Origin of the sequence: Xanthomonas sp. NCPPB 2866 (assembly GCF_041475745.2) — a bacterium.
In the GTDB taxonomy this organism is placed as follows: Bacteria; Pseudomonadota; Gammaproteobacteria; order Xanthomonadales; family Xanthomonadaceae; genus Xanthomonas; species Xanthomonas arboricola.
In genome coordinates this window covers 220,191-242,073 of sequence record NZ_CM192975.1, presented here as the reverse complement: position 1 = coordinate 242,073, position 21,883 = coordinate 220,191, and the positions used below count along the sequence as shown (strand labels likewise).

At 68.1% G+C, this 21,883-nt stretch carries 19 protein-coding genes; 4 read left to right on the top strand and 15 right to left on the bottom strand.

What is annotated here, in order from left to right:
- Positions 1 to 10: 10 nt before the first annotated feature.
- Positions 11 to 1,306 (bottom strand): acetyl-CoA C-acetyltransferase, encoded by a 1,296-nt coding sequence (locus ACCQ04_RS00975; RefSeq protein ID WP_226427064.1) that lies wholly within the window; start codon positions 1,304 to 1,306, stop codon positions 11 to 13.
- An 88-nt stretch (positions 1,307 to 1,394) separates the two neighbouring features.
- On the opposite strand from ACCQ04_RS00975, the gene ACCQ04_RS00970 reads away from it, so the two are divergent.
- Positions 1,395 to 2,279, top strand: coding sequence for a hypothetical protein (locus ACCQ04_RS00970; RefSeq protein ID WP_184515371.1), 885 nt, complete (start codon positions 1,395 to 1,397; stop codon positions 2,277 to 2,279).
- Positions 2,276 to 2,713 carry a VOC family protein gene (locus tag ACCQ04_RS00965; RefSeq protein WP_226427065.1) on the top strand — a complete coding sequence of 146 codons (438 nt, stop codon included), beginning with the start codon at positions 2,276 to 2,278 and terminating at the stop codon, positions 2,711 to 2,713. The genes ACCQ04_RS00970 and ACCQ04_RS00965 overlap by 4 nt, the downstream gene beginning before the upstream one ends.
- Positions 2,714 to 2,966: 253 nt before the next feature.
- Here ACCQ04_RS00965 and ACCQ04_RS00960 read toward each other — a convergent pair whose 3' ends face one another.
- The 7 genes from ACCQ04_RS00960 to glnA all read right to left on the bottom strand — a co-directional run bounded on the left by ACCQ04_RS00960 (position 2,967) and on the right by glnA (position 10,899).
- Positions 2,967 to 3,614, bottom strand: coding sequence for a superoxide dismutase family protein (locus ACCQ04_RS00960; protein WP_024940497.1), 648 nt, complete (start codon positions 3,612 to 3,614; stop codon positions 2,967 to 2,969).
- 49 nt (positions 3,615 to 3,663) lie between these two features.
- Complete coding sequence (locus ACCQ04_RS00955; protein ID WP_039516513.1) at positions 3,664 to 4,263, bottom strand: superoxide dismutase family protein; 600 nt, start codon at positions 4,261 to 4,263, stop codon at positions 3,664 to 3,666.
- Positions 4,264 to 4,666: 403 nt separating this feature from the next.
- A complete protein-coding gene (ntrC, locus tag ACCQ04_RS00950; RefSeq protein ID WP_102255371.1) occupies positions 4,667 to 6,097 on the bottom strand; it encodes a nitrogen regulation protein NR(I) in 1,431 nt (476 codons plus the stop codon).
- Entirely contained in the window at positions 6,090 to 7,145 is a 1,056-nt protein-coding gene (locus ACCQ04_RS00945) for a two-component system sensor histidine kinase NtrB (RefSeq protein ID WP_016903409.1), read from the bottom strand. Before ACCQ04_RS00945 ends, ntrC begins: the two co-directional genes overlap by 8 nt.
- Positions 7,146 to 7,409: 264 nt before the next feature.
- Complete coding sequence (locus ACCQ04_RS00940; protein ID WP_024940499.1) at positions 7,410 to 8,852, bottom strand: ammonium transporter; 1,443 nt, start codon at positions 8,850 to 8,852, stop codon at positions 7,410 to 7,412.
- 22 nt (positions 8,853 to 8,874) lie between these two features.
- Positions 8,875 to 9,213 carry a P-II family nitrogen regulator gene (locus ACCQ04_RS00935; RefSeq protein ID WP_002808480.1) on the bottom strand — a complete coding sequence of 113 codons (339 nt, stop codon included), beginning with the start codon at positions 9,211 to 9,213 and terminating at the stop codon, positions 8,875 to 8,877.
- A gap of 276 nt (positions 9,214 to 9,489) precedes the next feature.
- A complete protein-coding gene (gene glnA / locus ACCQ04_RS00930) occupies positions 9,490 to 10,899 on the bottom strand; it encodes a type I glutamate--ammonia ligase (protein ID WP_016903411.1) in 1,410 nt (469 codons plus the stop codon).
- A 221-nt stretch (positions 10,900 to 11,120) separates the two neighbouring features.
- Between glnA and ACCQ04_RS00925 the strand changes: the two genes are divergently transcribed.
- Entirely contained in the window at positions 11,121 to 11,915 is a 795-nt protein-coding gene (locus tag ACCQ04_RS00925) for an undecaprenyl-diphosphate phosphatase (protein WP_016903412.1), read from the top strand.
- Positions 11,916 to 12,051: 136 nt separating this feature from the next.
- The gene (locus tag ACCQ04_RS00920) at positions 12,052 to 12,864 is read left to right on the top strand and encodes an META domain-containing protein (RefSeq protein ID WP_226427066.1); all 813 of its coding nucleotides are present in this window, start codon (positions 12,052 to 12,054) and stop codon (positions 12,862 to 12,864) included.
- Between the two features lie 108 nt (positions 12,865 to 12,972).
- Here the strand turns inward: ACCQ04_RS00920 and ACCQ04_RS00915 are convergent, their stop codons facing one another.
- The 7 genes from ACCQ04_RS00915 to ACCQ04_RS00885 all read right to left on the bottom strand — a co-directional run bounded on the left by ACCQ04_RS00915 (position 12,973) and on the right by ACCQ04_RS00885 (position 21,880).
- Positions 12,973 to 13,584 carry a YbhB/YbcL family Raf kinase inhibitor-like protein gene (locus tag ACCQ04_RS00915; RefSeq protein ID WP_102255369.1) on the bottom strand — a complete coding sequence of 204 codons (612 nt, stop codon included), beginning with the start codon at positions 13,582 to 13,584 and terminating at the stop codon, positions 12,973 to 12,975.
- A gap of 855 nt (positions 13,585 to 14,439) precedes the next feature.
- The gene (locus ACCQ04_RS00910; protein WP_226427067.1) at positions 14,440 to 16,512 is read right to left on the bottom strand and encodes a tetratricopeptide repeat protein; all 2,073 of its coding nucleotides are present in this window, start codon (positions 16,510 to 16,512) and stop codon (positions 14,440 to 14,442) included.
- A gap of 58 nt (positions 16,513 to 16,570) precedes the next feature.
- Entirely contained in the window at positions 16,571 to 17,557 is a 987-nt protein-coding gene (locus ACCQ04_RS00905; RefSeq protein ID WP_166771508.1) for a YheT family hydrolase, read from the bottom strand.
- Between the two features lie 63 nt (positions 17,558 to 17,620).
- Positions 17,621 to 18,520: a lysophospholipid acyltransferase family protein gene (locus ACCQ04_RS00900; protein ID WP_226427068.1), complete on the bottom strand. Its 900-nt coding sequence runs from the start codon at positions 18,518 to 18,520 to the stop codon at positions 17,621 to 17,623.
- 21 nt (positions 18,521 to 18,541) lie between these two features.
- The gene (locus ACCQ04_RS00895) at positions 18,542 to 18,970 is read right to left on the bottom strand and encodes a hotdog fold thioesterase (protein ID WP_024939490.1); all 429 of its coding nucleotides are present in this window, start codon (positions 18,968 to 18,970) and stop codon (positions 18,542 to 18,544) included.
- A 319-nt stretch (positions 18,971 to 19,289) separates the two neighbouring features.
- Entirely contained in the window at positions 19,290 to 21,311 is a 2,022-nt protein-coding gene (locus tag ACCQ04_RS00890; protein ID WP_126965334.1) for a phospholipase D family protein, read from the bottom strand.
- A complete protein-coding gene (locus ACCQ04_RS00885; protein WP_024939492.1) occupies positions 21,308 to 21,880 on the bottom strand; it encodes a YceI family protein in 573 nt (190 codons plus the stop codon). Before ACCQ04_RS00885 ends, ACCQ04_RS00890 begins: the two co-directional genes overlap by 4 nt.
- Positions 21,881 to 21,883: the final 3 nt, after the last annotated feature.

Sequence of the window (21,883 nt, the reverse complement as noted above, 5' to 3'; positions counted from 1 at the left end):
CGCAGCAGCGTCAGCGCTCGACGATGGCCACCACGCCCATGCCGCCAGCGGTGCAGATCGAAATCAATGCACGGCCGCCGCCACGTTCTTCCAGTTGCTTGGCGGCGGTGGCCACCACGCGTGCGCCGGTGGCGGCGAAGGGGTGGCCGGTGGCCAGCGACGAGCCCAGCGGGTTGATCTTGTCCGGGTCGATACGGCCGAGCGGCGCTTCCAGCCCCAGGCGATTGCGGCAGTAATCCTCGCTTTCCCAGGCGCGCAGCGTGCACAGCACCTGCGCGGCGAAGGCCTCGTGGATTTCGTAGATGTCGAAGTCCTGCAGGGTCAGGCCCTGACGCGCCAGCATCTGCGGCACCGCAATGGTCGGCGCCATCAACAGGCCTTCGCCATGCACGAAATCCACCGCCGCCACCTGCGCATCGCGCAGATAGGCCATCGGGGTGTGGCCATGCGCCAGCGCCCAGGCTTCGCTGGACAGCAGCACCGCGGCCGCACCATCGGTGAGCGGGGTGGAATTGGCCGCGGTCAGCGTGCCGCGGCCGGAGATCTTGTCGAAGGCCGGACGCAGCGTGGCCAGTTTTTCCAGCGAGGTGTCGGCGCGCAGGATGTTGTCGCGCGAGACGCCGCGGAACGGCGCGATCAGGCTGTCGAAGAAGCCGCGCTCATAGGCGGCGGCCAACTTGTGGTGCGAGGACACCGCCCATTCGTCCTGCGAGTCGCGCGAGATGTTCCATTCCTTGGCCATGTCCTCGCAGTGGTCGCCCATGCTCTTGCCGGTGCGCGGCTCGGCCACGCCGGGGAATTCGGGCTTGAGCTCGCTCAGCTTGAAGCCGCGCAGCAGCGCCTTGAGCTTGTCGCCGGTGGCCTTGGCACGGTTGGCGGCCATCAGCCGCGCGCGCAGCTTCTTGCCGTAGACGATCGGCACTTCGGAGGTGGTGTCCGAGCCGCCGCCGATGCCCGAATCGATCTGGCCCAGCGCGATCTTGTTGGCGATGGTGATCACCGAATCCAGGCTGGTGCCGCAGGCACGCTGCAGGGTGATGCCCGGCGTCAGCGGCGATAGCCCGGACGACAGCGCCGCCTCGCGCGCCAGGTTCCAGTCCGAGGAGTGCTTGATCACCGCCCCCATCGCCACTTCGCCCAGTTGCTGCCCGTGCAGCCCGAAGCGCTCGACCAGCGCCCCCAGCGTGCGCACCGACATGCCCAGGTTGCCCACGTCCGCGTAAGCGGTGTTCTGACGACAGAACGGGATACGAACGCCGCCCAGAATGGCGACGGGACGGGCTGCGGGCATCGGTTGACCTGGCATGGAGGACTCGGGGACATGGCCTGCACAGGGCCGGCAGGCATAATGGCCGCAGTGTAGCTTCGACCCCGTGATGGGCCAACCGCGAATCATGAGCAAGACCGAACACGGCGTGACCGCCATGGGTGTGATGGCGCTGGAATTGACGGGCGGCACCGCCCCCGAGCGCGGCGCCCTGGCGCCCGAGCAGGCCGGCATGCTGGCCGAACGCATCGGCCGCGACCTGGCGCAGTGGATCCCCGAAGTCCGCGAGCTCGAGCTCAGCGTGGCAATGGCGCACTTCGACCCGGCCGAGGTACTGCGGCCGGGCTGGCCGCTGCATCGCCGGCTGGACGAGCTGCATGCGCGCGCGCCCGGGCGCGATCAGGGCCCGCGTGTGCTGGCGTTCGGCGCCGATGCGCAGGGCGAGATCCCCCTGCCCTTCCAGGCCGACGCGCAGCTGACCGGCGGCGGCCTGCGCGTGCTGCCGTTCCTGCTCTCCGGCGATCCGCTGATCGTGGCGACGGTGGCCGATGCGATGGAAGAAGTGCTGCTGGCCCAGGGCATGGCGCAGGCCGATACCGCGCTGCTGGCGCAGGAAAGCTTCGGCGCACGCATCGAACATGCGCGGTATCTCACCGCGAACGATCTGGCGGCGATGATTTCGATGCAGTACGACAACCAGGGCCTGGCCCCGTTGTGGCCGCTGATCGAAGCCGCCCTGCTGGCGCCGCATACCGAAGAGTGGCTGGAACAGCCGCCCGAGCCGGTGCTGCGCTATGTCGAGGGCGAAGTGCGCATTGCGCTGTTCGACCCGGCCGGCTGGTGCGATTACTACGCGCACGACCGCGAGAATTGCGAACGCCTGCGCGGCGTCTACGAACAATTCCTCTCGCGTCAGCGACAGATGGCCGCAGTGCTGGAAGCGCATGGCCTGCCGGTACTGTACGTGCATGTGGAACCGGGCCAGGATCCGCGCCAGGCATTGGCCGCGTGAGCCAGACGCCGGCTTCCACAGCGCCGGCGTTGCAGGGCGTACTGGAAACCGGCGTGTATGTGGCCGACCTGGAGCGCGCATGCGCGTTCTATGCCCACGTACTGGGACTGGCAGCCATGTATCGCGACACGCGCATGGCCGCGTACGCAATCGCACCCGGGCAGGTGCTGCTGCTGTTCCTGCAGGGCAGCACCGCCGCCACGGTCACGCTGCCGGGCGGCACGATTCCGCCGCACGATGGCAGCGGGCGCGCGCATTTCGCATTTGCCATCGCCACCGATGCGCTGGCTGGATGGGAGGCACACCTGCAGGCCTGCGACGTGCCCATCGAGGGCCGCACGCAATGGCCGGGCGGCGGGCACAGCCTGTACTTCCGCGATCCGGATGCGCATCTGCTGGAGCTGGCGACGCCGGGGCTGTGGCCGAATTACTGAGTGCCGATGACGCGGGTCTTGCGCAAGCCAACGACGTTGGTCGCCTGTGCGGTGTACCCGGTGTGCGGTGTATCGACGGTTCGAGATGTACCGACAATTCAACAGGAAGCATGCAGCACGCGACATGCGGCGTGCCGGATGCACTAGTGCCGGCACGCCGCAGGACCGGATCGCTCCCCACCGCAGCCCAGAAACAACAACGCCGCGGTAATCGATCACCGCGGCGTTTTGCCTGGCTGCTGGCCTTTCCTGCTTACTTGGCTGCAGCTGGGGCGTTGTCGGTGGTGATCACACCGCAGGCCAGACGGCCGCCGGCGTTGCCGGTGGGCTGGGTTTTGTAGTCGTCGGCATCGGCGTGCACGATCACCGCGTGGCCGGCGATATCGAACTGGTCGGCCTTGCCCAGATTGACGTTGCTCGACACCGGGCCATCGATGCTGGCATTGCCCTGCGCATCGGCCTTGATGTTGGGCATGTCGCCGCCGTGGTGCGGATCGGCACTGACGGCGCCGTGATCGGACTGGGCCGGGTTGAAGTGGCCGCCGGCGCTGCTGCCGTCCGGTGCGCTGCAATCGCCCTTTTCGTGGATATGGAAGCCGTGTTCGCTGTCGGGCTTGAGGCCACTGAGCTGGCCGGTGACGCGCAGCGCGCCGTCGACGATCTTGAAGCTCACCGTGCCTTTGACGTCGCTGCCCTTGGTCGGCTTGAGCTCGGCGGTGGCGGTGGTGGTGGCCGCCGCTTCGGTGACCATGGACGCGGCGTGCTCACCGCCATGCGCCGCTTCGGCCGCTGCGCCGGCCTGCGGTGCGGGTGCAGGATCGGCCGGAGCGGGTTCGTCGCGCTTGCACGCGGTCAGCACCAGCGCGGTGGCCAGGAACAACGTCGTTGGAAGAATGCGCATGAGAAAACTCCTGTGGAAAGGCCGCAGCTGCAGCCAGGGGTGCCCCGACTCAGGGCTGCGAAGGGGGTGTGCGCCACTGGGTGACGCGGATGACGCCGCAGGCCAGACGTGCGCCGGCATTGCCGCTGGGTTGGCTGCGATAGTCGTCGGCGTCGGCATGCACCACCAGCGACTTGCCGACCACGTCGGTGGGCGCGGCATCGCCCAGGGTGATGCCGGCAACGATCATGTCCAGATGTGCGACACCTTCGGCATCGGCACGCAGATTGTCCATGTCGCCGGCGTGGTGGGGAGTGTTGCCGGCACGTCCGTGCGCCGCACCGGTCGGATTGAAATGCGCACCGGCACTGCTGGCGTCGGCGGCGCTGCAATCGCCGCGTTCGTGCACATGGAAACCGGCCACGCCGCCCGGGCGCAGACCACCGACCGTGCCGGTGATACGGATGCCTTGCAGCGCAGGGACCAGCACCACCCGACCGCTGACCAGGCTGCCCGATGCCGATGCCAGCGCCGCTTCGGCCTGCTGGACCGGACGCACGGGCACCACCCGCGCCGCCGGGGGCGGTGGTGGCGGAGGCGGTGGCGTGCTGCTGCAGGCGGCAAGCGCCAGCGCGGTGAGGGCAACGATCGTGGACGACCGGTAACGCATCGAGCTGTTCTCCTGATCAGGCTGAAAACCTATGCGGGCGCATGTTCACATGTCATGAAATGCGCCGCTGGCAGCACAGGAGTTTACGGGGTTGGTGTGGATGCTCGGGTTGTTGGAGGTGCGGGTCGATGGGACGCAGGTTGTTGGGATGGTGTGCGAGGCGCCGAGTACACGTGTCGTGAGCTGCTTGGACGATGGCGTCGGCACGTTAGAACTGCGATGGCGTCATCGAGCGCAAGGATGCGGCGGCGTGCCACTCAGCAACGCTTGCCGCAGGCAATGTCGGGCAGCCTCAGCTCGATCGAGGCATCGTTGGGATAGATGCGCGTGCAGTAGCGCTTCCATCGGCACAGCGACCCTCACCCCACCCCCTCTCCCATGGGAGAGGGGCTTTAGCGCCAGATCAGCGGCGTTTGCGGCCTGGGCCGAGTTTGCGGGTGACGGTGTTGCGGCCCAGACCCAATCGGGCGGCGGCTTCGGCACGGCGGCCCTGGGTGAGTTGCAGGGCGGCTTCGAGCAGGGTCTTGTCCAGGCGTTCGCGGGCTTCGGCATGCAGGCCCTGGGCGCCTTCGCTCAGGCGTTGCGCAGCCCAGCTGGAGAGCATCTCGTCCCATTGCCCGTCGCCGCGGCCGGCACGCTGGCGGCGGCCGCCGCGCGCCAGTGCCGATTCCACGTCCACCACGTCGATGATGTCGGCAGTGGCCAGGGCGGCCAGACGCCAGCAGACGTTTTCCAGCTCGCGCACGTTGCCGGGCCAATCGTATTGGCGGAGTTGTTCCAGTGCAGCCGAGGACAGCCGCTTGGGCAGCATGTCGAGCTTGCGCCCGGCCATGGCCAGGAAATTCTCGGCCAGCTGCGCGATATCGCCGCGGCGCTCGCGCAGCGGCGGCAATTGCAGGCGCACCACGTCCAGGCGATGCAACAGGTCGGCACGGAAGCGGCCTTGTTCGACCAGCGCCTCCAGGTCCTGGTGGGTGGCGGCGATCACGCGCACATCGACGCGGATCAACTCGCGCCCGCCGACGCGGAAGAATTCGTTCTCGGCCAGCACGCGCAGCAAACGGGTCTGCAGCGGCAGCGGCATGTCGCCGATTTCGTCCAGGAACAGCGTGCCGCCGTCGGCCTGTTCGAAGCGGCCGATGTGGCGTTTGGTGGCGCCGGTGAAGGCGCCGGTTTCGTGGCCGAACAATTCGCTTTCCAGCAGTTCCGCGGGAATGGCGGCGGTGTTGAGCGCGACGAAGGGCTTGCGCGCGCGCGGCGATTCGTTATGCAGCGCGCGCGCCACCAGTTCCTTGCCGGTACCGGTCTCGCCATTGATCAGCACCGACAGCGGTGCCTGCGCCAGCCGGCCGATCGCGCGGAACAGCGCCTGCATCGCCGGGGTGTCGCCGATCAGCGAGGCCGAGCCTTCTGCAAAGGGCGTCCCGATGATCTCCTCGACACCGGCATCGGCATCCGGCAGCGCGCGTGCGGCCAAGGCCACCGCATCGTCCAGATCGAAGGGCTTGGACAGGAACTCGTGCGCGCCGCCGCGGAAGGCGCCGGCGGTACTGGCCACGTCGGTGTAGGCCGACATCACGATCACCGGCAGTTGCGGGTGCCTGGACTTGAGCTTGTCGAGCAGGCTCAAGCCGTCTTCGCCGGGCATGCGCACGTCGGTGAACAGCAGATCCGGGGTGGGCCGCATGGCCAGTGCCTGCAGTGCGGCGGCGGCGCTCTCGAAGCCATCCACGGCGTAGCCGGCATCGCGCAAGGCGGTGGACAGCACGAAGCGGACCGAACGGTCGTCGTCGACCACCCAGATGTGGTGGGATGCGGCGGCGGCCTCAGCCATGCAGATGCTCCTTGTCGTGATCGCCGGCCAGCTCGGGCAACAGCAGGGTGAAAACGGTATGTCCCGGCCGCGAGCGGTAGGTCAGCGTGCCGTGGTGTTCGCGCGAGACCTGCTGGGCCAGCGCCAGACCCAGGCCGCTGCCCTCGGCGCGGCCACTGACCAGCGGCAGGAACAGGTGCTCGGCCAGTTCCTCCGGCACACCGCCGCCGTCGTCGATGATCTCCAGCCGCAGCGACATCGCATGCACGCGGTCGCGGATGCGCTGGCCGTGCTCGACGCGGGTGCGCAGGGTCACCCGCGTGGCGCCGGCCTGGAACGCATTGCGCACCAGATTCCACACCGCCTGGGTCAGGCGGTCGCCATCGCCGAGGATGTCGGGAATGCTGGGGTCGTAATCGCGCTGCACCTGCACCGACCAGCCGCCCTCGGCCTCGGCCAGGCGCAGCACACGCTCGAGCACGACGTGGATGTTGAGGCGGTCGTGCGGGCGCGCCGGCGTGGGCGAGAGCAGGCGTTCGAGCAAGGTATTGAGGCGTTCGATCTCGGTGCCGATCAACTCGATCAGCTCGCGCTCGTCCTCGTCGCGCCCGGCCGAGCGCCGCGCCAGCAACTGCGCCGCGCCCTTGAGCCCGGCCAACGGATTGCGCAGTTCGTGCGCCAGCCCCTTGAGCGCGGCGCTCAAGGCATTGGGCAGCGCGTGGGTGGGATCCAGCGCGGGGAATTCGTCGACCGGATGGGTTTCCAGCAGCCAGCCGCCGTCGTCCAGCCGCGACAGCCAGCCTTCGGCAAAGCGCGGCGCGTCATTGGGCAGGCCCAATGCCAGCCGATGCAGGCGCAGCACGTCGCGCTCGTCGTTGAGCAGGAAACGGGCCAGCGCATCGCCCTGCACTTCCAGCGCGGCCAGCGGTTGATCGACCAGACGCCGCGCACTGACCCCGAGCCAGCGCGCGAAGGCCGGATTGACGCCCAGCACGCGGCCCTCGCGGTCGGCCCAGGCCACCGGTGTGCCCAGGCTGTCCAGCGACGGGAGAATGGACGACATCAGCATTGCACCAATTTAGTGCAAGCACGATCGGCCTGCGCATATGGCGCGCAGAACGAAGCATGCAGGCAAGGAATCGGGGCCGGATGGCAGCAGGTCGCACCGATCCAGCGGGCATCCGCGCCGACAGTCACAGGCGTGGGGCTGGTCATGCAGGCACCTCGGCAGTTGGTCCGCGCCCAGTCGGGCAACGGGGAAAACGGACCCGGCACGGCTGTCCCGGCCGGGTCGTTGCGCCACCCGCGGCAGCGTGGCCGCGGGTGTGCATGCTCAGGACTCGTATGCCGCTTCGCCGTGCGAGGTGATATCCAGGCCCTCGCGCTCGGCTTCTTCGGTGACGCGCAGGCCGAACACCAGCTTGGCGACCAGGAAGCCCACCACCGACACCACGCCGATCCACACCAGGGTGATGCCCACGCCCAGCGCCTGGATGCCGACCTGATGCACGATGTCGTAATCGCCGCCCTTCTGGCCGCCCAGCGAGGCCGCCGAGAACACGCCGGTCAGGATGGCGCCGATGATGCCGCCCAGGCCATGCACGCCGAACACGTCCAGGCTGTCGTCGGCGCCCAGCAGGCGCTTCAGGCCGGTGACGCCCCACACGCACAGCACGCCGGCGGCCAGGCCGATGACGATCGCACCGAACGGACCCACGGTGCCGCAGGCCGGGGTGATGCCGACCAGGCCGGCGACCATGCCCGAAGCCACACCCAGCGCCGACGACTTGCCCTTGATGATCTTCTCAGTCAGCGACCAGCCCAGGATGGCGGCCGCGGTGGCCAGCAAGGTGTTGAGGAAGGCCAGCGCCGCACCGGCATTGGCTTCCAGGTTGGAGCCGGCGTTGAAGCCGAACCAGCCCACCCACAGCAGCGAGGCACCGACGAAGGTCAGGGTCACGTTGTGCGGCTTGATCGCCTCACGGCCCAGGCCGGCCCGCTTGCCGACGAAGTAGGCGCCGACCAGGCCGGCGATACCGGCATTGATGTGCACCACGGTGCCGCCGGCAAAATCCAGCGCGCCCAGGCCGAACAGGTATCCGCCGGTGGCCCAGACCATGTGCGCCAGCGGCAGGTAGCCGAAGGTGAACCAGATCACCGAGAACAGCAGCACCGCGGCGAACTTGGCGCGTTCGGCAAAGGCGCCGACGATCAGCGCGCCGGTGATGCCGGCAAAGGTCGCCTGGAACGCCACGAACACGTATTCCGGCAGGCTCACGCCCTTGGTGAAGGTGGCTGCCAGCGTCTCGATGGTCACGCCCTTGAGCAGCGCCTTGTCCAGATTGCCGATCCACGGGCCTTCGCCGGAGAACGCCAGGCTGTAGCCGTACACCACCCACAGGATGGTCAGCAGCGAGAACACCACCGCGACCTGGATCAGCACCGACAGCACGTTCTTGGCGCGCACCATGCCGCCGTAGAACAACGCCAGGCCCGGCACCACCATCAGCAGCACCAGCAGCGTGGAGGTCAGCATCCAGGCGACATCGCCCTTCTCCACCACCGGCGCGGCTTCGGCGGCGGCCACCGGTGCGGCGGGCGGCTGCGCCGACGGCAGCGGTTCGGTGGTGACCGGTTCGGTCGGCAGCGGGGTGACCTGCGGGGTGGACTGCGCGTGCGCGCTGCCCATGCCGCCCACCACCAGCGCGCTGAACAGCATCAGCATGCAGACACTGTAGAACCGGGCTTTCCACCCGGCAAAAAGGGCTGTCTTCATAAGAACTCCGGGGGTGGGGGACTCAGAGCGCATCGGCGCCGATCTCGCCGGTGCGGATGCGCACGACTTGCTCGATCGCGGTCACGAAGATCTTGCCGTCGCCGATCTTGCCGGTGCCGGCGGCGTTCTGGATCGCCTCGACCACTGCGTCCAGCCGGTCGTCGGTCACCACCGTCTCGATCTTGATCTTGGGCAGGAAATCGACGACGTACTCGGCGCCGCGGTACAGCTCGGTGTGGCCTTTCTGGCGCCCGAAACCCTTGACCTCGGTCACGGTGATGCCCGACACGCCTGCTGCGGACAGGGCCTCGCGGACCTCGTCGAGCTTGAACGGCCGGATGATGGCGGTGATCAATTTCATGCGCATACCCCGAATGGTGGAAAAGACCGGCCGGCATTGCGCCGCCCGGCGGTGTCATTCACCTGGATGCCAACCCCGGCATCCGCGCGTTCGCGATTACGCAGACCTCGGCCGATGCAGATGCATCCGCCCCGTGGGAGAGGTCAGGCCCGCGCGTCGCGAACTGTGTGCTCTCTCAATACCCCTTCGCTCCCCGGCCGGTGCCGTGGAGCGATCAAACATGTGCGGCGATGGCGGAGGTGGGAGGGGGGGCCTCCGCCATCACCGCGGTGGAACTCAGTTGCCGTAGTACAGCTGGTACTCCAACGGGTGGGTCGCAGCACGGAACTTGGTCACTTCCTGCATCTTCAGCGCGATGTAACCGTCGATGAAGTCGTCGCTCATCACGCCGCCGGCCTTGAGGAACTCGCGGTCCTTGTCCAGCGCTTCCAGCGCCTGATCCAGGCTGGAGCAGACCTGCGGGATCAGCTTCTCTTCTTCCGGCGGCAGGTCGTACAGGTCCTTGTCGCTCGGCGCGCCCGGGTCGATCTGGTTCTTGATGCCGTCCAGGCCGGCCATCATCAGCGCGGTGAAGGTCAGGTAGCCGGACTGCAACGGATCGGGGAAGCGCATCTCGATGCGGCGCGCCTTCGGGTTGGTGACCCACGGAATGCGGCACGAGGCCGAACGGTTGCGGGCCGAATAGGCCAGCATCACCGGCGCCTCGAAGCCCGGGACCAGGCGCTTGTAGCTGTTGGTGCCGGAGTTGGAGAAGGCGTTGATCGCACGTGCGTGCTTGAAGATGCCGCCGATGTACCACAGCGCCATCTGCGACAGGCCGCCGTAGCCGTCGCCGGAGAACAGGTTGACGCCGCCCTTGGTCAGCGACTGGTGCACGTGCATGCCCGAGCCGTTGTCGCCCACGATGGGCTTGGGCATGAAGGTCGCGGTCTTGCCGTTGCGGTAGGCAACGTTCTTGATGATGTACTTCATCGTCAGCAGTTCGTCGGCCTTCTGCACCAGCGAGCTGAACTTGGTGCCGATCTCGCACTGGCCAGCGGTGGCCACTTCGTGGTGGTGCACCTCGGTCTCGATGCCGACCTGTTCCAGCGTCTTGATCATTTCCGCGCGCAGGTCGTGCAGCGTGTCGGTCGGCGGAACCGGGAAGTAGCCACCCTTCACGCCAGGACGGTAGCCGCTGTTGCCGCCGTCGTACTTGGCGCCGGTGTTCCAGGCAGCCTCTTCCGAGCCGACCTGGAAGAAGGTGTGGCCCATGTCGTTGGCAAAGCGCACCGAATCGAAGATGAAGAATTCCGGCTCCGGGCCGAAGAACGCCTGGTCGGCGGTGCCGGAGGACTTCAGGTAGGCCTCGGCACGCTTGGCGATACCGCGCGGGTCGCGCTCATAGCTCTGCATGGTGGCCGGATCGAGGATGTCGCAGGTCAGCACGATGGTCGGATCGGCGAAGAACGGATCCAGATACGCAGTGCCGGCGTCCGGGAGCAGGACCATGTCCGACTCGTTGATGCCCTTCCAACCCGCGATTGAGCTGCCGTCGAACATCTTGCCTTCTTCGAACAGCGCCGGCTCGATGATGTTGGCCGGGAAGGTGATGTGCTGCTGTACACCACGCATATCGACGAAGCGCAGGTCGACAAACTCGACCTTGTTGTCCTTGATCAGCTTTTCAACATTTTCCACGGACATCGGAAGAAACCTCTGCAGGAGTTAAGTGGCTCGTGAGCGGAACTACAGCAGGGACCATGCCAAGCGCCGGATCTTCACAAGTCCTTGATTTTGCTTGCATCGCTTGAGGCCGCTCACGTCTAGCTAGCACCTTTTAGGTGCTAAGCAATCGCATGGTGCACCGATATGGTGCATGCCGCAATGCACTATCCTGACGCGTCCCCCATCCCCTCTCCAGTCCGATGTCCGATCTGATTTCCGCCCTGCTGTTGGGCATTCTCGAAGGCCTCACCGAATTCCTGCCGATCTCCAGCACCGGCCACTTGCTGATCGCCGAACAATGGCTCGGACGCCGTTCTGACTTCTTCAACATCGTCATCCAGGCCGGCGCGATCCTGGCGATCTGCCTGGCGCTACGGCAGAAGCTGTGGACCCTGGCCACCGGCCTGGGCCAGCGCGACAACCGCGACTACGTGCTCAAGATCGGTGTGGCCTTCCTGGTCACCGCGGTGGTCGGGCTGATCGTGCGCAAGGCCGGCTGGCAGCTGCCGGAAACCGTGCAGCCGGTGGCCTGGGCGTTGCTGATCGGCGGGCTGTGGATGCTGGTGGCCGAGCACTTTGCCGGCAAACTGCCCGAGCGCGATGTGGTGACCTGGAAAGTGGCCATCGCGGTCGGTCTGGCGCAGGTCGTCGCCGGCGTGTTCCCCGGCACCTCGCGCTCGGCCTCGGCGATCTTCCTGGCCATGCTGCTGGGCCTGAGCAAGCGCTCGGCGGCGGCGGATTTCGTGTTCATGGTGGGCATCCCGACCATGTTCGCGGCCAGCGGGTATGCCCTGCTGGAGATGTACAAGGAAGGCGGCTTCGGCAGCGAGAACTGGGCCGATGTGGCGGTGGCCTTCGTGGCGGCGACCATCACCGGCTTTGTGGTGGTGAAGTGGTTGCTGGGCTACATCAAGAAGCACCGCTTCACGGTGTTTGCGGTCTACCGCATCGTGCTGGGCGCGGCCCTGCTGCTGTGGCTGCCGGCGCTGGCCTGAGACGGCCACGCGGTCGCGTGTCGTGCCGGGTGAGCCGGCGCGGCATGCGAGGCACATGGCCGGGCAGTGACTTGCGTCATTGCCCTGGCCGCGCGGTGGCGGTATCACTGACATATCGATCACCGGGAGCCGCCGCATGCGTGCCGTGTTGTTTGCCCCTGCACTGCTGGCAGCGGGCGTGACGGCTTGCGGGTCGAGCGCGCCGCCGCAGGCGCCCGGATCCAGCGCCGACGCCGCTGCCGCCGAGCCGGCCACGACCAGCTCAATCGCCGCCGACAACGCGCCACTGCAGGCCGCGTTGCGGGCGCAACACTGGCAGCTGCAGCAGGCCAGCGATGCGCACGGCACTGCCTTGCGCAGCCTGTTCGTCGCCGGCACACCGCCCTTGCAGCTGGATTTCAGCGATCACCGCATCCAGGTCAGCCAGACCTGCAACGCATTGGGCGCCGACTACAGCGTGGCGCAGGCGCATTTGCAGATCGGCCGGGTGGTGTCGAGCAAACGCCTGTGCGCGCAACCGCGGCGGATGGCCCAGGAGCGCGCTGCCAGCGAGTTGCTGTCCGGCCGCTTCGCGGTGGCGCTGAACACCGCGCAGACCTCGCCGCAGCTGACCCTGACCCGCAGCGACGGCACCCGGCTGGTGTTCGGCGGTGTCGCCACGGCCGACACCCGCTACGGCGGCCGCGGCCAGACGCTGCTGATCGAAGTGGCGGCCGATACCGTGGCATGCGGGTCCGACCCGGCGCGCCAATGCCTGCAACTGCGCGAACAGGATGCGGCAGGGCAGCCTGTCACCCAGACCTGGCAAGTCTTCGAGGGCAAGATCGAAGGCTTCGAGCACGAGGCCGGCATCCGCACCCTGCTGCGCGTCACCCGCTACCCGGCCGCCGCAGGCACGGACGGCGCGCCGGTGTACGTGCTCGAGCAGATGATCGAAGCCAACGGTTGACCCGGTGTGGCGGCGATCGTGCGATTGACGCAGCACGCACCAAGGTCGCCGTTGGCCACAACCGGCCCCGCGCCGACCTGACCGGTGGCGCAGGACCGTGCGTTGCCGTCAGCGCAGCGCCGGATTCAGCGTGTAGGTGCCGTGCAACGCCGCCTCGGCCAGCACGTGGCCCTGGATCGCCGACAGCACATCGGCTGCGGTGAAGGTCTCGGGCAGGCTGAGCTGCGCCACGTCCAGCGCAAACACGCGGAAGAAATAGCGGTGCACCCGCAGATCGTTGAACGGCGGGTACGGGCCGTCGTAGCCCAGATAATTGCCGGCCATGTCGGCATTGCCGGCAAACCATTCGGTATACGAATTCAGGCCCTGGCGCGCACCGGCGGGGCCGGCCGGCTGCTGCTTGCCCTTGGGCACGAAGCCGTCGCTGCAGCTGCCTGCGGCGATCTCATGCACGTCGGCGGGGATATCGGCCATCGCCCAATGCACAAAATCGGTGCGTGGCTGATCGACCGGGATCTGCACGTCGTCGCGGCCCACGGTTTCCGGCACGGTCGGCACATCCGGATCCAGGCACAGCAGCGCGAACGAGCGCGTGCCGGGCGGCACCTCGCTCCAGGCCAGATGCGGGTTGCGGTTAGGCGCAAAGCCCTCGGGCGTTCCGGCGGCAAATTCCACCGCGATGGGCTTGCCGTTTTCGATGCTGTTGCTGGTCAGGCGCATGCAGGAGTCTCCGAGGCAATGAGGCCGACCAGGGTGCCTGGGTCCGCGCCGCAGAGGAAGCCATCGCCATGGAACCCTCTGGTGCGCCCGGCCGGGTTTATCGCGGCCGGTTCACCACGCCAGCGAACGCCGTGGCCGCGTGATCATGCATCGGCAAAGTGGACACTGCAGCGCCCGCGTGCGCGTAGCAGGGAGCGCCATATTCAGCCGGCCAATCCGCACCGAGCGTAGGAGCGGACCTGGCCGCGACGGGGCGTTATCGGTAACGCCACATCATTCGGTGGCGACGCATCGTCGGTGGCCGCGTTCATCGGTAACGCCTCGTCGCGGCCGGGGCCGCTCCTACGGGGTGGCGCGGGCTGCGCCGCCGAAGGCCGCCCCAGGCGCCGACCGCGCCCACCGGGCAGGGAGCTCCACATTCGTTCGCCGGCCAACCTGCCCCGATTCGTAGGAGTGGACCTGGCCGCGACGCGGCGTTATCGGTAAAGCCACATCATTCGGTGGCGACGCATCGTCGGTGGCCGCGTTCATCGGTAACGCCTCGTCGCGGCCGGGGCCGCTCCTACGGGGTGGTGCGGGCTGCGCCGCCAAAGGCCGCCCCGGGCGCTGGCCGCGCCCACCGGGCAGGGAGCGCCACATTCGTTCGCCGGCCAATCTGCCCCCATTCGTAGGAGCGGACCTGGCCGCGACGGACCTACTGGTGACGCTGCATCGTCGGTGGCCGCGTTCATCGGTAACGCCTTGTCGCGGCCGGGGCCGCTCCTACGGGTTGGTGCGGGCTGCGCTGCCGATGGCATGCCGCATCGGGCGTCGGCCGCGCCCACCGACAGTGAGCGCAGCCATGCTGAGCGGTGCTCAGTCCTGCGGGTAACCGAAGCGCACCGCGATCAGCGTGAGCAGATCGAATTGCGCGCCCAGTACATTGCGGTAGTTGCGCCAGCGACCCGCGGCCAGGCGGGCCGGGCCGCGCGGTTCGACCAGCGGAAAGCGCAGGCCGAACGCCTGTTCCAGCGCGGTGGAAATGCCTTGCGGGTCGCTCTCGATGCCGTCCAGGCGGATGATCCGGTGCGGATACAGATCGCGCTCGTGCAGCACGGCGAGCTGTTCCAGCGCCGTCAACAGCCAGTCGGCGGCCTGCTGTGGCGATTGCACGGCCAGCGGTGCCGGCGCGCCGGCCGACAGCCAGTCCAGCAGCATGTCGCGCGGGTCGCGCAGCGCGATCGCCAACCGGCCTTCGGGCAGGTGCGGGCGCAGCGCGGTCAGCAGGGTGTTGTCCCACCACAGCAGCCAGTCGATGACGTTGCCGTCGTCGATGCCGCGCCGCGGCAGCTGCGCCTTCCAGCCTTCCACCAGCGCCATCGGCGCCAGCTCGCCGGACGCCAGCTGCTCGACAGTGCGGTAGCTCTGCAGCGCATCGGACGGCGGCGTGCTGCCATAACGGTCGTCGCGCACCAGCGGGGTGGCCGCGCCCATCACCGCGACCAGGCGTTCGACATGCGAGCCGGGCGTGCCCCACACGAACAGCGGCCGTGCCGTCACGCTCTCGGGAATGGTCCCCAGCTCCGGCCATTGCATCGGCTGCTTGGCGGCCAGCGGCGGCAACGGCAGGCGGTGCTGGGCCTGTTCGCGCTGGAACTGCATCCAGGTCGCCACGGCCGCCTCGGGCTGGCCGGCGCGGTCCTGCACATTGCCCAGCCACGGCCGCAGCACGGTCTGCTGTGGCTCGGGCAGCGAGTCGATCAGCGATTGCACGCAGGCGATCGCCGCCGGCGGGTCGCGCTCCAGCAGCGCCTCGACGATGCGCTGCTCGCCGCTGAGGCGGCCCGGCTCCACCGCCACGATCTGGCGCGCCACCATTTCCGCCTGTTCGGCATGGCCCTGCATGTCGTGCACGCGCATCAGCGCTTCCAGTGCCGGCAGATGCTCGGGCATGGCCAGCAGCCAGCGCTCGATCACCGCCTGCGCCTGCGGCCCGCCGACCGGCTCCACCGCCAGCCGCGCCAGCCACAGGTCGTGCGCATTGGCCGAGGTGGCCAGCGCCGCGTCCAGGGTGTCGCGCGCATCGTCCACCGCACCCAGCCGCTCCCAGGCGGTCAGCAAGGCATGCAAGGTGCGGCGGTCGGCCGGCCAGTGCGCCAGCGCCAGGCGCAGGTGCGCGGCGGCCTGGTCGGGGCGGCCGGCCTGCAACTCCATCTCGCCGGCGAGCCGGCGCATGGCCGGGAGATCGCCGCCGGGCTGGGCGAACACACCCTGCATCGCGGCCAGCGCATCGTCCAGGCGGCCCTGGCGCTGGGCCAGCTGAGCGATGAAGGCGCGCAGCGCCGTACCCGGTGGATTGAGCTCGACCACGCGCTCGAAGGCGCGCTCGGCAAACGCGAAATGCTCCTTCTGCAGATACGCAAAGCCCAGCGCGAACATCACCCGCGGGTCGTCGGGCAGTTGCTCGGCGGCGCGGGTCAGCAGCGACAGCGCGCGCTCGCCCTGGCCGCGGCGCAGTTCCACCACGCCATCGACGGCCAGCAACTGCGGGTGCTCGGGCGCCAGACGCGCGGCAGTGCGGCTCAGCCGCTGCGCCTCGTCCAGATCGCCGCGCGCCACCGCCAGATGCGCCTGCATCACGTAGGCGTTGAACTGGTTGGGGTCGAGCGCGGTGGTGCGCGACAACGCGTCGTCCGCTGCCGACAGCTCGCGCATCGCCAGCAGCAGGCCGGCGCGCAGCAGATGCAGATCGGCATCTCCCGGCGTCAGCGTCAGCGCGGTTTCGATGCTGGCCAGCGCCAGCGCCGGTTGACCCTGCTGCTGCAGGGCCAGGCCCAGCCAGCGATGCGTGGCGGCGTTTTCGGGCGCGCTGAGGACCCACTCGCGGGCCAGCGCCACCGCATCGTCGGCCGCGTTGCGGCGCAGGGCTTGAAGAATGGCGTCTTGCATGGCGGAGGGCGTGTCCAGGACAAACGCCTATTGTAACGATGCGCGGGGTGCCGCCGACCTACCCCTGCGCCGCCAGCCGCTCGGCCACCCAGCGTTCGGCGAAACCATCGCCGCGGGCATTTTCCAGAAAGCCGCAGTGGCCGCCCCAGCGCGCGATTTCCAGCTGCGCATGCGCCGGCAGCTGCCAGGCGGCGAAATCCTCGAACGGAATGACCGGGTCGTCTTCGGCCATCAGGATGTCCACCGGCACCTGCAGGCCGGCCAGGCGCTCGCCGGCGATCGAATAACTGTCGAAATACGCTTCCAGCGAGCCATGCCCGGTGTGCTGCTCGGCCAGCCAGGCCATCAGCCCGCGCATGTCCAGCGCCAGCGTGGCGTCGTCGTAGCCGTGCTGATCGGGGAACAGCTTGCGCTTGCGCAGCAGCGACTCGCGCCATTTGCGGCGGAAATACCAATCGTAGAACTGCGGGCCCTTCTCCAGCTGCAGCATCGTCGCCGCCGGATCCAGCAACGGGCACACCGCCGCCACGCGCGCCAGCGGCAGCCCGGCCGCCGGTGCCCGCAGCGCCAGCCGCAACGCGAAATTGCCGCCCAGCGAATAGCCCGCCGCCAGCAGCTGCGGCGCGGGAAACCGCCGCCACAGATCGCCCGCCGCATTGACCACTTCCTCGATGCGATCGGAGTGGAACAGGTCCACGTTGAGGTGGTGCGTGCCGCCGTGGTCGCGGAAATTCAGCCGGAACACCTGATAGCCCAGGCCGAGCAGGCGCGCGGCGGTCAGCCGCATGTAATTGGAGTCAGCGCTGCCTTCCCAGCCATGCAGCAGCAGCACCGTGCCGCGCACTGGGGCATCGCCGGGCGGGATGCTCATCCAGCCCTGCAGGCGCACGCCGTCGCCGCCGTCGAGAATGTGTTCGCTGGTGACCGCGCCGCTGGCGGCCAGCAACTGGCGGCTGCGGAGCCGGCGCAAGGCACTGCTGCCCAGCACCGATTGCACATGCGGATTGCGCAGCCAGCGCGGCGGCAGATAGTCGGAGGCGTTCATGCGCTCATCGGGCCAGACAAGGGGGTGCCAGCCGCAGGGGTGATGAGCGCTTGCATCGTCGGCTCAGGACTCCATTGCCGCAATGATGCGTTGCCGCGAGGTATCGGCCAGGCGGCGCCGGCCTTCGATATCCAGCGCGCGGATCGGCTCGAGAAAATGCACCTCGGCCAGCCGCGACGGCTCGCCGAGCAGACGCACGATATTGGCGAAGAAACTCTCGCGCTCGCCGAACGCCACCACTGCCTGCGCATTGCCGCGCTCGCCGTAGCGCAGTGCCACCGGCTGCACCGGCACGCCGGCCTCGACCGCGGCCTGGAAGATGCGTGCGTGGAACGGGCCGACTTCGGTACCGCCACGGGTGCGGCCTTCGGGGAACACGCCCACCGGCTTGCCGCTGCGCAGGCGCAGCAGCATTTCCTGCAGCACCCCGCCCAGCGATTCGGTATTGCCGCGCTGATGGAAGATGGTCTGGCCCTTGGTCGCCAGCCAGCCGACCAGCGGCCAGCCGGCGATCTCGCGCTTGGCCACAAAGCCCATCACGCGCTGGCTGTGCAGCATCGAGATGTCGACCCAGCTGACGTGGTTGGCCACGAACAGGGTCGCGCCCGGCAGCGGGATGCCGAAGCGCCGCAGGCGGAAGCCGAAGATGCGCATCAGGTTGCCCTGCCACCAACGGATCATCAGCTCGTCCAGGGTGTCGTCGCGCCCGGTGCGGATGCGCGCCAGCGGCGGCGCCACCACGCACAGCATGGTGATCGGCAGGCAGATGCTCAGATGCACCAGCAACAACGGCACCCGATACAGGTACCGGAACCAACGCAGCACGCTGCCAGCGTCGCGCGTGGCGTCCAGGGATGACTCGCTCATTGACGGAACCGGACCGGTACCAGGGGAAGGAAGCGCAACTATTGTGACAGCAGCGTGGCCTGCGCGCAGTGCCCGCCGCGGGTGGCGCTGTTCCACCCATGCACTTGCACGGCGTACTCAGCCATTGCTGCGCGGGACCACGGCCAGGGTCAGCCGCGAGACGCAGACGCGCTTGCCGGCTGGATTTTCGATGGTGATGTCCCAGACCTGGGTGCTGCGCCCCACATGCACCGCACGCGCAGTGCCGGTGACCAGGCCATCGGTGGCGGCGCGCAGGTGATTGGCATTGATCTCCAGCCCGACGCAGATCTGGGTGGTCATATCCACGCACAGGTTGCCGGCGCTGCTGCCCAGGGTTTCGGCCAGCACCACCGACGCACCGCCGTGCAGCAGGCCGTATGGCTGCTTGGTGCGCGCATCCACCGGCATGGTGGCGCTCAGCCAGTCGTCGCCGGCGGCGGTGAACACGATGCCCAGATGTTCGATCAAGGTGTCACGGCTGGAGGCGTTGAGGGCGGCCAGGTCGACGGGTTCGCGGAAGGTCATAGGCTGGGGATTGGGGATTGGGGATTGGGGATTGGGGATTGGGGATTGGGGATTGGGGATTGGGAATCGGGAATCGGGAATCGGGAATCGGGAATCGGGAATCGGGAATCGGGACAGCATCTGCGGCGCTGGGATCTGATGCAACTGCCTTTAGCTGGTGCTGCACGCCAGGCCGCGATGGTGACTTCGGCGTATGGCGGTGTGTGGCGCGCCGCCCATCTACTGCAGCGCACCGCGCCATTGCAGCGGTGCGTCGCTCCACGATGCACCGCTTGCCACGCGCCGTCTCGATGCCGGCCCCGGGCCGGCACCGCTGCGATCAGAGGATCGGCACCAATCCCGCACCGAAGGCGGTCAGCATCCGCACCAGCAGCCACTTCGGGCCGACATTGACCTCGGGGAAATCGCCTACCGCCACATAGCACTGCCGGAACTGGGGGTCCTGGCGCTTGAGCGGGAACGGGCAACCCGGCCCCGGCTGGAACTCGTAATTGGTGGCATAGCGCCAGGGCCAGAAATCCAGCACCGGCAAGGCTTCGGACACCTTGCCCACGCTGTAGTTCAATCCGCTCAGCACCGGCGGCTTTTCGCGCGGGGCCACGGTCCAGGCGTTTTCCGGCGCCATGTCGCGCTCGATGCTGGCCGCCAGCGCCTGCGCAAAGCGCGCATCGTCGATCACCACCGCCGCTTCGGTATTGTAGTTCTCGCTGCGCGGATCGAAGTTGTGCGTGCCGATCACGCCGATGCGGCGGTCCACCACCAACGACTTGGCATGCAGGCCCATGCGTGCACCGGCACGGGTCACCGGCAGCGGCCTGTTGACCGCGCGCGTGCCCAGGAACGAGGGCCGTGTCTCGGTGCGCAACACGCGCCGATCGACCTCGCTGCCGCCGGGCGCACGGCCTGCGCCCCCCCCGCTGCCGCGGATCGCAGTGCCGGCCGTACCACCTCCACCGCCACCACTGCCACGCATGGCGTTGCCGGCCGCACTGCCGCCGATCACGCGGTTGACCCGACCATCGTCTTCGGCCGGCTCAGCCGCCGCGGGGTTGAGCGGATCGGGCACCAGGTTGGCGTACTCCACCGGCGCGTTCAGCGGGAACGGCTTGAATTCATAGACGTTGAAGCCCAGCTCGCGCATGTTGCGGCGTTTGAACTTGTACGACAGCGCATACACGATCGGGTTGTCGGTGGCGGCCAGGCTATTGGTCGACACCACGATCCGCGGCGGTTGCGGGCGCTGGCGCAATGCGCGGAAGATCGCCTGCGCCTCGTCGGACAGCACCAGATACGGCGTCTGCAGCAGCACTTCCTGCTGCGCGCCGGCAATCAGGCCGTCCAGCTCGGGCGCGGTGGACACCGCCTTGGCGGCGTGCTCCTTGCGATGCTTCTGCGGCAGGTCGGCCACATACAGCACGCGCTGCACCGGCATGGCCGGGGTCACGAACGCATCGCGCACGAACTGCGGATCGCGCGCCTCCTGATCGACCCGCTCCACCCGATCGGGGCGGCGGAACGTGGCCGGCGGCATCTTGGGCGCGCCCTGCTCCAGCAGCAGGCGCCCGACATCGTTCAGACGCTCGGCCGGCACGCTGCGGCGCGCGCGCCAGAACGCATCGAAATTGGCGGCCATCGCGCGTACTTCCGGCCCGGCCAGGATCACGTCGCGGTCGCGGAAGTTGTACTCGCTGTCCCAGTCGTAATAGTCGTCCTGGTAATTGCGGCCGCCGACCACGCCGAGCACGTCGTCCACCACCAGCAGCTTGTTGTGCATGCGCTGGTTGAAGCGACGGAAGCAGCACACCACGCTGCCTGCATAGTCGAAGTAATTGAGCTTGACCTTGCCGAAGGTCGGGTTGTAGATGCGCAGCTGCAGGTTTTCGTGGGTGCTGGCCAGCGCACCGAGAATCTGCAGATCGGCGATCGCCGAAAGCTGATCGATCAGGATGCGCACCTTGACCCCGCGCTGCGCCGCATCGGTCAACGCATCCAGCACCATCCGCGCGCTGTCATCCTTGTCGAAGATGTAGGTCTGCAGGTCGATGCTGCGGGTGGCGCTGCGGATCAGGTTGAGCCTGGCCACCAGCGATTCTTCGCCGTGATCGACGATGGTGGCGTAATGCCGCGGCGCGGCCGGCGTGGAGGCGGTGATCGCCTCGCCACCCAGCGCGCGCAATGGCGAGAGCTGGGCGCAACGATTGGCCTGCGTGCAGCTGACCACGGTGCTGCGGGCAGCGGCCGCCACCCCGGCGGCACGGTTGCGTTCGATTTGCGACAGGCCGGCGCATCCGGTGCCGAGCAACAGCGTTGCCAGCACAAGCACCCTCAACAGGAACCTCACGGGCGCCGCGCCTCCTGCAACCGCCCACGCAGAATGAACGTCACCCTGTCGCCCAGGGCCATCTGCCACGCATTCATTCCGTAACGTCCACGCAGGACCGTACCTCGACTGATTACATCGCAATCATAGCCCGGACGCGCGCATTCAGCCGGCACCACGTGCAGGGTCTCGATGTGGGTGATTCCGCGAATGGTCAGGTTGCCGGTGATGTCGCCGCCCTTCTTCACCACCTCCGCGGTATAGGGAAACGACTCGAATTCCACCACCGGATACTGCGCGACGTCGAAAAAATCCTCGCCGCGCATCCACGCCGTGTAGCGGTCCTTGCCGGGAATTTCCACCTGCGTGGCGTCCAGCCGGAAACGCACCTGCTGGCGCCCGTCAGGCAATTCCGCCAATTCACCCCGAAAACGCGGGAAGAACCCCTCGATCTTCATGCCGAAGCGCGTCCTGATCTCGAACCCGAAGCGCGATTGCACCGGATCGATGGAATGCAGCTTCTGCTGCGCCATGCAGGGAAGAGCGACCCAGAGCGCGAGCCAGGCAAACCAGCGCAGCGACGATGACACGGA

What these genes read in the sequence shown, in the direction of transcription:
- ACCQ04_RS00960 (WP_024940497.1), bottom strand. Translation starts at nt 3,614, where the DNA reads ATGCGCATTCTTCCAACGACGTTGTTCCTGGCCACCGCGCTGGTGCTG.
- ACCQ04_RS00905 (WP_166771508.1), bottom strand. Translation starts at nt 17,557, where the DNA reads ATGAACGCCTCCGACTATCTGCCGCCGCGCTGGCTGCGCAATCCGCAT.
- ACCQ04_RS00935 (WP_002808480.1), bottom strand. Translation starts at nt 9,213, where the DNA reads ATGAAATTGATCACCGCCATCATCCGGCCGTTCAAGCTCGACGAGGTC.
- ACCQ04_RS00970 (WP_184515371.1), top strand. Translation starts at nt 1,395, where the DNA reads ATGAGCAAGACCGAACACGGCGTGACCGCCATGGGTGTGATGGCGCTG.
- ACCQ04_RS00940 (WP_024940499.1), bottom strand. Translation starts at nt 8,852, where the DNA reads ATGAAGACAGCCCTTTTTGCCGGGTGGAAAGCCCGGTTCTACAGTGTC.
- ACCQ04_RS00945 (WP_016903409.1), bottom strand. Translation starts at nt 7,145, where the DNA reads ATGCTGATGTCGTCCATTCTCCCGTCGCTGGACAGCCTGGGCACACCG.
- ACCQ04_RS00915 (WP_102255369.1), bottom strand. Translation starts at nt 13,584, where the DNA reads ATGCGCCTGACCAGCAACAGCATCGAAAACGGCAAGCCCATCGCGGTG.
- ACCQ04_RS00910 (WP_226427067.1), bottom strand. Translation starts at nt 16,512, where the DNA reads ATGCAAGACGCCATTCTTCAAGCCCTGCGCCGCAACGCGGCCGACGAT.
- ACCQ04_RS00895 (WP_024939490.1), bottom strand. Translation starts at nt 18,970, where the DNA reads ATGACCTTCCGCGAACCCGTCGACCTGGCCGCCCTCAACGCCTCCAGC.
- ACCQ04_RS00925 (WP_016903412.1), top strand. Translation starts at nt 11,121, where the DNA reads ATGTCCGATCTGATTTCCGCCCTGCTGTTGGGCATTCTCGAAGGCCTC.
- ACCQ04_RS00975 (WP_226427064.1), bottom strand. Translation starts at nt 1,306, where the DNA reads ATGCCAGGTCAACCGATGCCCGCAGCCCGTCCCGTCGCCATTCTGGGC.
- ACCQ04_RS00920 (WP_226427066.1), top strand. Translation starts at nt 12,052, where the DNA reads ATGCGTGCCGTGTTGTTTGCCCCTGCACTGCTGGCAGCGGGCGTGACG.
- glnA (WP_016903411.1), bottom strand. Translation starts at nt 10,899, where the DNA reads ATGTCCGTGGAAAATGTTGAAAAGCTGATCAAGGACAACAAGGTCGAG.
- ntrC (WP_102255371.1), bottom strand. Translation starts at nt 6,097, where the DNA reads ATGGCTGAGGCCGCCGCCGCATCCCACCACATCTGGGTGGTCGACGAC.
- ACCQ04_RS00955 (WP_039516513.1), bottom strand. Translation starts at nt 4,263, where the DNA reads ATGCGTTACCGGTCGTCCACGATCGTTGCCCTCACCGCGCTGGCGCTT.